Below are 13,765 nucleotides of genomic sequence, written 5' to 3' on the forward strand. Positions count from 1 at the left end.
AGCATGAATAGCAGGAAGATTTTGCATGTCGACATGGACGCGTTCTACGCGTCGGTGGAACAGCGCGACGATCCTTCGCTGCGCGGCAAGCCGGTAGTGGTGGCCTGGCGTGGCGCTCGCTCGGTGGTGTGCGCGGCGAGCTATGAGGCGCGCAAGTTCGGCGTGCGTTCGGCGATGCCGGCGGTACGCGCGGAGCGTTTGTGTCCGAAGGCGATCTTCGTGCCACCGGATTTCGTGCGCTACAAAGCCGTGTCGCGGCAGGTACGTGAGATCTTTTCGCGTCATACCGACCTGATCGAGCCGTTATCGCTGGACGAGGCATACCTCGACGTCACCGCCACCAAGACCGGCCTGCCCTCCGCCACCGCCACCGCCGAAGCGATTCGCACGGCCATACGCGAAGAGACACAGCTCACCGCATCCGCCGGTGTCGCACCCAACAAGTTCCTCGCCAAGATCGCGTCCGACTGGAACAAGCCCGATGGCTTGTTTGTGATTCGTCCGCACCAAGTCCTGACCTTTCTCGCTCCGCTCGCCGTCGGTCGCCTGCCCGGCGTAGGCAAAGTGATGGAAACAAAAATGGCCGCGCTGGGAATCGCCACCGTGGGCGATGTGCGCGCGCGGTCATTGCAAGAATTGGAACAACAATTCGGCCGCTGGGGGCGGCGCCTGCACGAACTGTCGCTAGGCATCGACGACCATGCGGTACAGCCAGATCGCCCGACCCTGCAGGTCTCTGCCGAAGATACGTTCGAACACGATCTGACACTCGACGAGCTGGAACCGCATATCCGCCGGCTTGCCGAGAAAGCCTGGGCCGCGCACGAACGCGAGGCGCAGAGCGACCATGGCCGCATTGCGCGCACCGTGGTGCTGAAACTGAAAACCTCCGACTTCCACACACTGACCCGCAGCCTGACGCCGTCGACCCGGCCCACGTCGGCGACCGAACTGGCCGATCTCGCCTGCGCCCTGCGTGCCCGCGTGGAACGGCCGGCCGAGAGCCGCTATCGACTGGTAGGCGTGGGGCTGTCGGGCTTTGTGGAACTGGACAGTTTTATTGCGCAGCGCGATCTCTTTGAAGATCGCACCTGAGAACGTTGCGCTACAGACGCTGCTCACCTATCCCTTCGGGACCTGATTAGTGTCGAGTCTCAGCTATGCGAGCTCTCGACTCCCTCTCTGCTCGCAGGGGTGCAACTGTCTCCAGGGTTCGATTCTTGCGACACCTTTTCCTACTTTGTCACCCCGGCGTAGGCCGGGGTCCAGTGGCGTTGTCGCTCGGTTTTAGCGTCTGAGTGCCCTGGTTCGCCTGCCACGGGCTTCCGAACCGCTGCCGCGGTCCGGGTCACTTTCTCTTTGCTGGCCCAAAGAGAAAGTAACCAAAGAGAAATGGCCTGAAAGCAGGCGGCGGGCTTTGTAGCAGCGTCTTCTCCAGTGTCAGACGCTTAATGGGCTTTCCTCCAAAGGAGGTCTGCAATAAAGGCTCGCGCAAATCCTCCCACCTCCTCAACAGCCAAACGCCAGCACTCGCTGACGCGGCGAGGGATAGGCTACGCTGCGCGTCCTTCAACCCCACCCATCCGGAGCGCCTCATGCACTTCGAAGTTCCCAAGGTTCCGATGCACTCGTTCAAGGATTTCGCCAAGCACTATCTGATGATCGTGCTCAGTATCCTGACCGCGCTGGGGCTGGAGGCATGGATCGAACACACGCATCACTTACATGCCGCCGAATCGGCGAGCGCGCAGATCGATGAAGAGCTGCGCGCTACCCTGGCCGACGTGCGCAGCTCGATCACAACCAACGAGGGGCGCTTCCGACCGATGCGCGAACTTGACACTGCTATCGCCAAGGACATCCACGATGGCCTGCCGACGGCCACCATCAATCAGCATATCCAGGCCCATAAAGACGACTTTCGGCTCAGCCTCAACTGGCCAGCTTTCGCCAGCCAGGCCTGGGACGTGGCCGTGGCGAATCAGTCCGCCAGCTGGATCGATCCGGCCAAACTGCGCCAGTACTCCGCCGCCTATGCCGACCTGCGCGATGCCTCGTCGTGGATGACGCACGACAGCACCATCACCCTCGACGCGCCGCATATGTCCACGCTGCGCACGCGGATCAACCTGGGCATGCAAGTCGATCCGGTCGAATACCTAGCCGTGCTACGTCAGATGATCAACACTGCGGGGGAAACCCAGTCGCATCTCAAGCAACTGGAAGATCATCTGGTCAAAGCCATACCCGCCGAAGCGGGCAAGGCGCAAGGCTAGTCAGATCGTTTAAATGTCGAGCACCGCGTCCAGGCCGCGGTGCACACCCACCAGAGTGGACACTTTGCGGATGGCGAGCAGCGCACCGTCCACGTAAGGTTTCGCGCTAGCGCCCGCGTTATGCCTGAGCGTCAGCGTCTGATCGGGCATGCCGAAGATCACCTCGGCGCCCAGCACGAAACCCGGCAGGCGTATCGCATGCACTTGGGTGCCGGACAGATTGCCGCCGCGCGTCTCAGGCACGCCACCGGTCTTTTCCACCGGCACCGCCAGTTCCGGCTGCCGCACCTTGCCTAGGCGACCTGCAAGTTCGCGCACGGTGCCGCTCGGCGCATCGGGTTTGCCTTCGTAGGCGTAGTCGATGATTTCCCAGCTGGGGATGTATTTCGCCGCCATCTCGGCAAATTTCTGCATCAGCACCATGGTGAGCGCGAAGTTGCCGCAAGCCAGCACGCCGCGCTGATGCTTGCGCGCCACCTCGTCGATTTGTGCGTAATCCTCGTCGGTCAGTCCCGAGGTGCCCACCACGACATGCGCACCGTGCGCCAGCGCGGCGAGGATGTTCGCCTTGGCGCTGTCGGGCTTGGTGTATTCCATGAAGACATCGCAAGGTTGTGCGAGTGCTTCGGCAGCGCTGGCGAAGATCGGGGTATCCAGGCGGCTGTCGCCGAGCACCGCACCGAGATTCTGGCCCGCCTGTTTGCGTGAGATCGCGCTGACCAGTTTGAGGTCGGCGGCTGCCGCGATACCCCGGGCCAGTTCGGAACCGGCCCATCCAGTGGCACCAGCAAGACAAACGTTCAAGGTCATAGCGATTTCCTTGGCTATCGCACTCGTCGAACCCAGGGAGATTGGGCTGTTCCTGGGGATACTCAATGCGCCGAAGCAGCGGCGCGACACCAGCCATGCCGGCTCAGCGTGCCGTACTGCGATTCCCGAAGCCAATCAGGTACGCTCCGGCTCCTTGATCTCCGCCCACCAGCCCGGATTCGCACCATGCATCTCGAAGTGACGAAAGTGCGCCTTCACTCGCTCAAGGATTTTGCCAAGCACTATCTGATGATCGTGCTCAGTATTCTCACCGCGCTGGGCCTGGAGGCGTGGATCGAACATTCACACCGCACCCATGCCGCCAACGCGGCCAGCCAGCGAATCGAGGCGGAGATCCGCACCAACCTGAGCGAGACGCGTACCTCCCTGCACCAGGACACCGAGCAACTGAAACGCCTGAGTGAGATCCGCAAGGCGGTCATCGACAATCTGAAATCAGGCGTCGCCGACGACACGATCAAGCAGCGCATTCTGGCGTTGACCAAGGATCGCTTCGACCTGAATCTGAGCTTCCCCACCTTGCGCCACGAAGCCTGGGACGTGAGCGTGGCGAACCAGGCGGCGAGCTGGATGGAGGATGATCGCCTGCAGCGCTACGCCGCTGCCTATGCCAACCAGCGCGACTCCATTACCAACATGACCGAAAACACCACCATCCTGATGAGTGGCTCGCGTCTGGTCGACACGGTCGCCGATCTGCAGACCAACGAAGTGCAGCCCCGCGAATTCCTGCATGTCGTGAGCCAGATGATCGCCATTCAACAGCAGACAGTGAACGCACTGGGCGCGTTGGAAAAGCAGCTCATGACCGCCCTGCCGAACGATGGCGCTGCGGATACGAAGCCGTCGCCCGCTTCCTGATCCGCGCTGATACTTACGCGTAGCGCGCTCCACCGATAGAAAAAAAGCCCGGGCATGCCCGGGCTTTTTTTGCGTCACCGAAGTTCACTTCCGCTTCGGGATATACAAATCGGTGATGGTGCCCTCGTACACCTCGGCCGCCATACCCACCGACTCGCTGAGCGTCGGATGCGGATGGATGGTTAGGCCGATGTCGGCAGCTTCGCTGCCCATCTCGATGGCATGGGTGATCTCAGCGATGAGATCGCCCGCATGTGGGCCGACGATGGCGCCGCCGACCACACGATGGGTTTCTTCGTCGAACAGCAACTTGGTGAAGCCTTCGGTACGGTCGATGCCGATGGCTCGACCACTGGCCGCCCAAGGGAACTTGCCGACGCCGATCTTCAGCCCCTTTTCCTTCGCCTCGCGTTCGGTCACGCCGACCCATGCCACTTCCGGATCGGTGAAGGCGACGGACGGAATCACGCGCGCGTCGAAGTAGCTCTTCATGCCGGCAACCACTTCCGCGGCCACGCGGGCTTCATGGGTGGCCTTGTGCGCCAGCATCGGCTGGCCGACCAGATCGCCGATGGCGTAGATGTACGGCACGTTAGTGCGCATCTGCGTGTCGACGTTGATGAAGCCGCGATCGGTGACGGCGACGCCGGCCTTGTCGGCGCCGATCTTCGCGCCGTTCGGCGAGCGGCCCACGGAAACGAGCACGCGATCGAACAGCTTGGTCTCGGGAATGCTGTCGCCTTCGTAGCTGACCTCAATGCCCTTCTTGGTGGCCTTGGCGTCAACCACCTTGGTCTTGAGGTGCACGCCCTTGAGCCTGCCACCGAGACGCTTGGCCAACGGCTTGATCAGGTCGGCATCGGCGCCGGGGATCAGCTGATCCATGAACTCGACCACGGTCACTTCGCTGCCGAGCGCGGCATACACCGTCGCCATTTCCAGGCCGATGATGCCGCCGCCGACCACCAGCAGCTTGGCCGGCACGTCCTTCAGTTCGAGCGCGCCGGTGGAATCCACGATGCGCTCGTCATCCCACGGGAATGCCGGCAGTTTCACCGACTGCGAGCCGGCGGCGATGATGGCGTTCTCGAAGCGGATCAGCTTCTTGCCCTCAGCCGTCGCCACTTCCATCTCATGCGGTGACACAAAGGTGCCGACACCCTGCACCGTACGCACCTTGCGCTGCTTCGCCATGCCGGCGAGACCACCCGTGAGCTGGCCGACGACTTTGTTCTTGAAGCTGCGCAGCTTGTCGAGATCGAGCTTGGGCTTGCCGAAGCTCACGCCATGCGCGGCCATCGCTTCGGCCTCGTCGATCACAGCGGCTGCATGCAGCAGCGCCTTGGACGGAATGCAGCCGACGTTGAGGCAGACGCCGCCGAGAGTGGCGTAGCGTTCCACCAGCACCGTGTCCACGCCGAGATCGGCCGCGCGGAAGGCGGCGGTGTAGCCGCCCGGGCCCGAGCCGAGCACTACGAGCTTGCACTCGATGTCGGCAGTGCGACCGGAAGCGCCGGCCGCCTGAGGCGCCGGTGCGGCAGCCTTCGCGGGTGCCGATGCAGCAGCTGGTGCTGGCGCGGGAGCCGGCGCGGCCTTCGGCGCTTCGGCCTTGGGTGCGGCGGCATCGCCGGCCACTTCGAGCACAGCGATCACCGCGCCTTCGGAAAGCTCGTCGCCTACCTTCACCTTCAGCTCTTTGATAGTGCCGGCGGCGCTCGACGGGATTTCCATCGTGGCCTTGTCGGATTCCAGCGTGATCAGGCTCTGATCTTTGGTCACGCTATCGCCGGCCTTCACCAGCACTTCGATCACCGGCACGTTGTCGTGGCCGCCGATATCGGGAACCTTGATTTCAATGGTGTTGGCCATGCTGTTTCCTTGGGTGTTCGGGTGGTTGCCGGCAACCGGCAACCACCGTGTGATCAATGGGGAGAACGATCAGTCGCCGTCACGGCCTGCGGGTCACGCATGCGCACGTCGTATTGGGGTAGCGGAATGCGGATGCCGTGAGCCTGCAGCGCCGAATGCAGCGCCCAGTTGTAGGCTGCCTTCGCCGCACCGGGCCGGCGGGTGGCGTCGGCGTTGAGCCATACCACCAGCTGGAATTTCAGCGCCCAGTCGCCGAACTCCGCCAGCCATACCTGCGGGGCACGCGGCCCTTCGAGCGTATGGGTGTGAGGCACGGCGCGCGCGGCGTCCAGGGCGGCTTCTTTCACCTGTTCCTTGTCGCTGCCGTAAGCGACATGGAAAGGCACCTTCAGGCGGCGCAGGCCCTCGCGCACGGTCCAGTTGACCACCTGGCCGTTCACGAATTCCGAGTTCGGCACCAGGATGTCGAGATCGTCATTGGTGGTGACCCGCGTGGCCCGGATGTGGATGTCGCGCACCACACCATGCACACCGGAAGCCAGCTCGACGAAATCGCCCACCTTCAAGCTGCGGTCGAACAACAGGATCAGGCCACAGACAAAGTTATTGAAGATTGCCTGCAAGCCAAAACCCAGGCCGACACCAAGCGCACCAGCGAACACCGTGAAGCGCGCCATCGGAATACCGGTGGCGTTGAGCGCCAGCAGCACGCCCAGCGTGAGCAACAGATAGTGGGTCAAGCGGCCAACGGTATAGACGGCCGATTGATTGACGTTGTCGTGCCTGCGCGCATAGCGCCGCAGCAGATAGCGCAGCACCGCCGACAGTACCAGGCAGGCCAGGAACAGCAGACACGCGGCGATCACCGCACCGAGGGAAAGGTCGAATTCTTCGGTATGGATCAAACGCGTACCGAACCAGTTGCCGGGCGCGTCGCTCACGCCCGCACTGGCCCATGTGGTCAGTGCGGACGTGGTCTGGTGGGCGCGCATAAGCACCGCCTCACCGTCTCAGTCAGAGCAGCAGGCGGCGGATGTCGCCGAGCTGGGTAGCGAGGAAGGAGGCGAAGCGTGCGGCCAGCGCGCCGTCGATCACGCGATGGTCGTAGCTCAGCGACAGCGGCAGGATCAGGCGCGGCGTGAATTCCTTACCGTTCCATACCGGCTTGGTCTGTGCCTTGGAAACGCCGAGGATCGCCACTTCCGGCGCGTTGACGATCGGCGTGAACGCGGTGCCGCCAATGCCACCGAGCGAGGAGATCGAGAAGCAGCCGCCGGACATTTCGCTCGGCCCGAGCTTCTTGTCGCGCGCCTTCTTGGAAATCTCGCCCAGCTCCGTCGCCAGGTCCAACAAACCCTTCTTGTCGCAGTCGCGGATCACCGGCACCACCAGGCCATCCGGTGTGTCCACCGCGATGCCGATGTGGAAGTACTTCTTGAGGATCAGCTTCTCGCCGCTCTCGTCGAGCGAGGCATTGAACTGCGGGAATTTCTTCAGCGCCGCAACCACCGCCTTGATCTGGAACACCAGCGGGGTGACCTTGAGGTCTTTGTTCTCTTCGCCGAGCTTTTTGCGGAAAGCTTCCAGCTCGGTGATGTCGGCGTCTTCGTGCTGGGTGACGTGCGGGATCATCGCCCAGTTGCGGGCCAGGTTGGCGCCCGAGATCTTCTGGATGCGCGACAGCGGCTTCTCTTCGATCTCGCCGAACTTGGCGAAATCGACCTTGGGCCACGGCAGCAGGTTGAGCCCGCCACCGGTAGGCTGCGGGGCACCTGTCGGGCGCGCACCGGAGGCCAGCGCATGCTTCACGTAGGCAGTGACGTCCTCACGCATGATGCGGCCGCCGCGGCCGCTACCCTTCACCTGCTGGACATCCACACCCAACTCGCGCGCGAAGGCGCGGATGGCCGGGCTGGCGTACGGGGCGTCGCCCGGCATGACGATGCGCGAGTCGAACGGCGGACGCGCGGCGGGCGCCACGTCGCCCTCGGGCGCATTGCCCGGCAACACGCTGCGGCCGCCGACCGGTGCCGGCTTCTCTTCCACCTTGGGCGCTTCGACCTTGGCCGGTGCCGGGGCTGCTGCCGGAGCGGCGTCCGCGCTTTCGATCAGCGCGATCACGTTGCCCTCGGAGAGCTCGTCGCCCACCTTGACCTTGAGTTCTTTGATGACACCGCCGAACGGCGCCGGCACTTCCATGGTGGCCTTGTCGGACTCCAGGGTGATCAGGCTCTGGTCCTTGGCGACGGTGTCGCCGACCTTCACCAGCACTTCGATCACCGGCACGCCGTCGTGGCCGCCGATGTCCGGCACCAGCGCCTCGCGCACGCCGCCGGTGGCAGCAGCCTTGACTGGCTCGGCGCGGGTGGGCTCGGCCGCTTTGGCGGGCGCCGGGGCAGGCGCCGGAGCGGCGGCCTTGGGCGCTTCCGGCTGGGCCGGCGCGGCGCCGGCCTCATCGGCCTCGATGATGGCGATCACCGCGCCTTCGGAGACTTCGTCGCCGACCTTGAGCTTCATTTCCTTGATGGTGCCGGCGAACGGGGCCGGCACTTCCATGGTGGCCTTGTCCGATTCCAGGGTGATCAGACTCTGCTCTTTCGCGACCTTGTCGCCGGGTTTCACCAGAACCTCGATCACCGGGACATTGTCGTGTCCGATGTCCGGAACGCGGGCTTCTTTCAGGTCGGCCATGGTTTCTCCTGCGGATGGCGATGGCGCAACGCCCGGGGATGGCGGCGCGCAAGAGTCCAATCATAGCGAAGGAGTGCCAGTTCCGTGAGGCTCGACCTTGGTCTTGGGCACCATGCGCATACGTATGCAGGCGCCCGGCCGGGCCGCTTTGTTACTCCGGCAGGCGGCCCTGCACCACCGTCAGCTCGCGCTGCGGGAACGGGATGCTGATGCCCTCGGCGTCGAAACGCTCCTTGATGGAACGCAGCAGGTCGGTCTGCACCGCCCAGACGTCGCCGCTGCGCACATAAGCCCGCACCACCAGGTTCACGGCACTGTCACCCAGGCTTTCGGTCCACACGCCCGGCTCCGGGTCGCGCAGGATGCGCGAGTCGGCCGCAAACAGCTGTTGCACCGCGCTCATCGCCTTGCCGATGTCGTCCTTGTAGCCGATGCCCACCTTCACCTCGAGGCGGCGCGTGCCGCGACGGTTGAAGTTGATGATGGAATCGGCGCCAATCTTGCCATTGGGCACCACCGCCTCGCGGTTGTCCGGCAGCACCAGCAAGGTGTGCATGAGGTTGACGCTTTCCACTGTGCCGTCGATGCCACCGGCATGAATGAAGTCGCCTACGCGGAAGGGGCGGAACACAATCAACAGCACGCCCCAGGCGAGATTGCTCAGCGAGCCCTGCAGTGCCAGGCCGATGGCCAGGCCGGCGGTACTCAGGGCGGCGATCAGCGGCGCCGACGGAATGCCGGCCTGCTGCAAAGCCATCACCGCCAGCAGCACGATCAGCACGCCGTTGATCAGGTTGCGCAGGAAGCCGCTGAGGGTGGAATCGACGTTGGCGCGCCGCATCGCGCGCTGCGCGAAATTGGCGATACGCGCGGCCAGCCAGATGCCGATCAGCAGGATCAGCAGCGCGCTGCCCACGTTGAGGATCAGCTGGATGACGCCTTCGGAGAAATGCAGCCTCTGGAGAAGAAAATCATGCATCGAACAGAGCCTTGATCGGTAAAGCAAGGCTGCGAAGCCTAGCAGGCAAAATATCAAGGTTCTGTTGCATCCCTGACAAGATCGCTCCGAAACAAAAAAGCCGCGCCCTGGGGAAGGGACGCGGCACGGAGGGCCGTACACGAGGGAGAAACTGCCGGCCCTGCAAGCGCGGCGAGCCCGCTCAGAGGCTCTTAGCGCGAGGCGACATTGGAACTCTTGCCGTTCGCCTTTTTGTTGTCATCCTTGTCCTTCGTCACCAGCTCGAGGCGGGAACCGTCGACAAGGTGGAACTGGAACTGCTGTTGCAACTGCGCCAACGACTGCAGGCGCGGGCACAGTGCCTGCGCATGCTGTTCGAGCCGGTCGGCGCGCGTGTTGATTTCCTTATCGATGGTCTTGTCCAGCGAATCCGCGCGCGCCTGCAGCGCCGCCACCTTGCTCTGGTCACCGCTCAGTGCCGCCTTGACCGCGCTGGCCGTCACCTTGCTGACCAGGTCGGACACGGTGTCCTGGATGCTGTCGCCCAGCGCGCGCCCCATCGCGGCGTGTTTCCACACGCCCTGGTCAAGCGAACCCTCGACCTGGGCCATCGCGCGCCGATGGTTGTCGTCGAGGCGGCCGATCAACTGGCGGCGTTCGCTATCGTTCTCGGCAAACGTCATCAGCACCGCCCGCATCGCGGCGAAGCCAACATCGACGCCTTCGCGCGCGACGCCCGCCACCTCGGGCAGCAGCGCACGCACGTTGCTTTCGTACTCGCGCAAACGGGTCGCGTCGCCGGCGGAGACCGCAATGTCGCGGCCATCCACCTGCAAACGGCCGTCGTGTATGAAGACCTTGGCGGGAGTGCCGCTGTCGCGGTCGAAGCGAATGCCCGAGGCATCCACCTGCACGTCGTAGTCGCTGCTGTATTCGCAGGACTGGTGGTGGACATGGATCTCATGTGCCGGCGCGGGGGCAACAAGCGCCAGGCCCAGTGCCAAAGTGATTGCGGTAAACGCTATACGCATGACTGCCTCCCTATTCGTCGCCGGCCGACTGATCCCCTCGGCACGTGGTCGACACCATCGCGCTGCGCCGCGCGCCAGACATGGGCCAGGCGTCATCCCCTGCCATCGGTCATAGCCATCCCGATGGCGCAATGCGCATAGGCAGTCACGCTTCAACAGGCTAAGTTCGGCACCTGTGCTCATGAGGGGGAAGCCATGCAGGACGGGTGCGATGTAATCGTGATCGGCGCCGGGCTGGCCGGCCTGGTGGCCGCCACCGAGCTGGCCGATGCAGGCAAGCGGGTGCTGGTGCTGGAACAGGAGCCGGAGCAGAGCCTGGGGGGCCAAGCGTTCTGGTCATTCGGCGGCCTGTTCTTTGTGGACTCGCCAGAGCAGCGCCGCATGGGCGTGCGCGACTCCCACGCACTGGCCCTGGCCGACTGGATGGGCACCGCCGGCTTCGACCGGCCCGAGGATCACTGGCCACGCCGCTGGGCCGAAGCCTATGTGGATTTCGCCGCGGGCGAGAAGCGCTCGTGGCTGTACGCGATGGGCATGCGCTGGTTTCCGGTGGTCGGCTGGGCCGAGCGCGGCGGGCATGGCGCTTATGGGCACGGCAATTCGGTGCCGCGCTTCCATGTCACCTGGGGCACTGGGCCCGGCGTGATCGAACCGTTCGTGCGGCGCGCGCGCGAAGCACAGGCGAAAGGCCTGTTGCGCTTCGCCTTCCGCCACCGCGTCGATGAGCTGATCGTGGAGAACGGCGCTATCGCTGGCGCGCGCGGCAGCGTGCTGGCGGCCGATGCGATGGAGCGCGGCAAGCCAAGCTCGCGCGAAGTCGCGGGCCAGTTCGAGCAGCGCGCGCAGGCGGTGATCGTCGCTTCCGGCGGCATCGGCGCCAATCACGAACTGGTGCGCCGCAATTGGCCGCAAAGTCTGGGTGCGCCGCCCGCGCACATGCTGTGCGGCGTGCCGGCCCATGTGGATGGCCGCATGCTCGGCATCAGCGAAACCGCGGGTGCGCGACTGATCAATCGCGACCGCATGTGGCACTACGTGGAAGGCATCGAGAATTGGAACCCGATCTGGCCGATGCACGCGATCCGCATCCTTCCCGGCCCTTCCTCACTATGGTTCGACGCCACCGGCAAGCGCCTGCCCGGTCCTCTATGGCCGGGCTTCGACACGCTCGGCACGCTGGAGTACCTGCGCCGCACGGGCTATGACTACAGCTGGTTCATCCTTGACCAGCAAATCATCCGCCGTGAGTTCGCGCTGTCCGGTTCCGAGCAGAATCCCGACCTCACCAACAAAAGCTGGCGGCAGGTGGCGAAGCGCGCTGTCGGCAAAGGCGCGCCCGCACCAGTGGAGGCGTTCAAACAACACGGCCGCGACTTCATCGTGCGCGACACGCTGGAAGAGCTGGTCGCCGGCATGAACACGCTGGCCGGCAATGGCCTGCTCGATGCCGCATTGATCCGCCGCGAGATCGAAGCGCGCGACCTGCAGTTCAACAACCCGTATGCCAAGGATGGGCAGGTGATGGCCATCCATAACGCACGCCGTTATCGCGGCGACAAACTCGTGCGCGTGGCCAAGCCACATCGCCTGCTCGATCCCGCGAACGGCCCGCTGATCGCGGTGCGGCTCAACATACTTACCCGCAAGACCCTGGGCGGACTCGAAACGGACCTGCAGGCTCGCGTGCTGGGCCACGATGGACAGCCGCTACCCGGTTTGTACGCCGCAGGCGAGGCCGCGGGATTCGGCGGCGGCGGCCTGCATGGCTATCGCGCGCTCGAAGGCAGCTTCCTCGGCGGCTGCCTGTTCTCCGGCCGCGTCGCGGGACGTGCCGCCGCCGCAGCGACAGCATGAACGACCAGCCGGCGATCGTTATCTACGGCGCCGGCAGCGTGGGCTGCTATCTCGGCGGCCGCCTGCATGAGCACATTGCCGTGCGGCTGATCACGCGACCGCGTATGGCTGACGTGCTGCACGAACACGGCCTCACACTCAGCGACTTGCAGGGGTTTCAACAACACATTCCCGCCAAAGCGCTGGACGTTCAAATACAAGCACAAAACGCCAACGCACCACTGACCTTGGTTACGGTGAAATCCGCCGATACCGCCCAGGCCGGCCGTGAACTGGCCGACGTGTTGCCGCCCGACGCCATCGTCATCAGCTTCCAGAACGGCCTGCACAACGCCGACCTGCTACGCACCGCCCTGCCCGGCCGCACCGTGCTCGCCGGCATGGTGCCGTTCAACGTGCTGCAACACGCACCCGGCCGCTTCCATCAGGGCTCCGGTGGCGAACTCATGGTCGAAGCCCACCCCGCGCTCGCCCCCTACCTCCCTGCATTCACCGCTGCCGGACTTCCGCTGCAACAGCACACCGACATGCCCGCCATCCAGCGCGCCAAACTGCTGTTCAACCTCAACAACGCCATCAACGCTCTGTCCAACCGGCCACTACGCCAGGAACTCGCCGAACGCGGCTGGCGCCGCTGCCTCGCACTGGCCCAACGCGAAGCCCTAGCCATCTTCGCCGCCGCACACCTGCCCGTCGCACGACTCACTCCACTCCCCCCGCACTGGCTACCAAACATCCTCACCCTACCCAACGCCCTATTCGCCCGCATCGCACCGCGCATGCTGGCCATCGACCCGCTTGCGCGCTCATCTACATGGGAAGATCTGCAGGCAGGGCGGCGTACAGAGGTCGATGTGTTGCACGGTGCGATCGTGGAGCTGGCCGCCATGATGGGAAAGCGGGCGCCGGTTAACCAGCGCATCATTGAATTGATACGAGAGGCGGAAAAGGCGCCAGTTGAATGGACGTCCGAACGGTTGTTGAGAGAGCTTCGCGAAGCGCAATCAAAAGCAGGCTAGCGTGCGCAAGTACAAGCCCGCCATTTCAACCGATGAAGTAGCAACGCGATCCCGAGCACCCAGACCCCACCCCAACCCTCCCCTGTCCCGCGGGACTAGCTTTGCGTCGCAAGCAGGGGAGGGAGTAATAGCTTGGCGCGTCGGTGAGGACTAGGCGATCAGGCCTCGAAGAAAACGATCCCAACGCCCGACACTGGAAAAGGCGTAGCTACAAAGCACACCGCCTGCTTTCAGGCTATTTCTCTTTGGTTACTTTCTCTTTGGGCCAGCAAAGAGAAAGTGACCCGGACCGCGGCAGCGGTTCGGAAGCCCGCGGCAGGCTAGCCCGGTCGCGACAACGCGACAATCGAAGCGACAACGCCACTGGATGACCAG

Annotated in this window: 11 protein-coding genes; 5 read left to right on the top strand and 6 right to left on the bottom strand. The window is 64.2% G+C overall.

The features are described 5' to 3' along the window. Window positions 1-3: 3 nt before the first annotated feature. On the top strand, window positions 4-1,095 hold the full coding sequence (gene dinB, locus BM338_RS03100; RefSeq protein ID WP_090449326.1) for a DNA polymerase IV: 1,092 nt from the start codon (window positions 4-6) through the stop codon (window positions 1,093-1,095). Window positions 1,096-1,595: 500 nt separating this feature from the next. After that, window positions 1,596-2,276, top strand: a complete 681-nt coding sequence (locus BM338_RS03105) for a hypothetical protein (protein ID WP_090449328.1) — start codon at window positions 1,596-1,598, stop codon at window positions 2,274-2,276. Window positions 2,277-2,285: 9 nt separating this feature from the next. Here the strand turns inward: BM338_RS03105 and dapB are convergent, their stop codons facing one another. Continuing rightward, on the bottom strand, window positions 2,286-3,086 hold the full coding sequence (dapB, locus tag BM338_RS03110; RefSeq protein WP_090449330.1) for a 4-hydroxy-tetrahydrodipicolinate reductase: 801 nt from the start codon (window positions 3,084-3,086) through the stop codon (window positions 2,286-2,288). 186 nt (window positions 3,087-3,272) lie between these two features. Here dapB and BM338_RS03115 point away from each other — a divergent pair, with 186 nt between their 5' ends. After that, window positions 3,273-3,968: a hypothetical protein gene (locus BM338_RS03115; RefSeq protein ID WP_090449331.1), complete on the top strand. Its 696-nt coding sequence runs from the start codon at window positions 3,273-3,275 to the stop codon at window positions 3,966-3,968. An 84-nt stretch (window positions 3,969-4,052) separates the two neighbouring features. Here the strand turns inward: BM338_RS03115 and lpdA are convergent, their stop codons facing one another. The 5 genes from lpdA to BM338_RS03140 all read right to left on the bottom strand — a co-directional run bounded on the left by lpdA (window position 4,053) and on the right by BM338_RS03140 (window position 10,517). After that, window positions 4,053-5,837, bottom strand: coding sequence for a dihydrolipoyl dehydrogenase (gene lpdA, locus BM338_RS03120; RefSeq protein WP_090449332.1), 1,785 nt, complete (start codon window positions 5,835-5,837; stop codon window positions 4,053-4,055). A 53-nt stretch (window positions 5,838-5,890) separates the two neighbouring features. Continuing rightward, window positions 5,891-6,829, bottom strand: coding sequence for a mechanosensitive ion channel family protein (locus BM338_RS03125; protein WP_090449334.1), 939 nt, complete (start codon window positions 6,827-6,829; stop codon window positions 5,891-5,893). A gap of 22 nt (window positions 6,830-6,851) precedes the next feature. Continuing rightward, window positions 6,852-8,528 (bottom strand): dihydrolipoyllysine-residue acetyltransferase, encoded by a 1,677-nt coding sequence (aceF, locus tag BM338_RS03130; protein ID WP_090449336.1) that lies wholly within the window; start codon window positions 8,526-8,528, stop codon window positions 6,852-6,854. 151 nt (window positions 8,529-8,679) lie between these two features. After that, window positions 8,680-9,507 carry a mechanosensitive ion channel family protein gene (locus BM338_RS03135; protein ID WP_090449338.1) on the bottom strand — a complete coding sequence of 276 codons (828 nt, stop codon included), beginning with the start codon at window positions 9,505-9,507 and terminating at the stop codon, window positions 8,680-8,682. 191 nt (window positions 9,508-9,698) lie between these two features. Next, on the bottom strand, window positions 9,699-10,517 hold the full coding sequence (locus tag BM338_RS03140) for a DUF2884 family protein (RefSeq protein WP_177229210.1): 819 nt from the start codon (window positions 10,515-10,517) through the stop codon (window positions 9,699-9,701). A 195-nt stretch (window positions 10,518-10,712) separates the two neighbouring features. Here BM338_RS03140 and BM338_RS03145 point away from each other — a divergent pair, with 195 nt between their 5' ends. Together BM338_RS03145 and BM338_RS03150 are read left to right on the top strand one after the other, a co-directional pair. Continuing rightward, a complete protein-coding gene (locus tag BM338_RS03145) occupies window positions 10,713-12,371 on the top strand; it encodes an FAD-binding dehydrogenase (protein ID WP_090449341.1) in 1,659 nt (552 codons plus the stop codon). Further along, the gene (locus tag BM338_RS03150) at window positions 12,368-13,390 is read left to right on the top strand and encodes a 2-dehydropantoate 2-reductase (RefSeq protein ID WP_090449342.1); all 1,023 of its coding nucleotides are present in this window, start codon (window positions 12,368-12,370) and stop codon (window positions 13,388-13,390) included. Before BM338_RS03145 ends, BM338_RS03150 begins: the two co-directional genes overlap by 4 nt. The last annotated feature ends 375 nt before the right edge of the window (window positions 13,391-13,765 follow it).

The organism is Dyella sp. OK004 (assembly GCF_900114495.1).
GTDB lineage: Bacteria > Pseudomonadota > Gammaproteobacteria > Xanthomonadales > Rhodanobacteraceae > Dyella_D.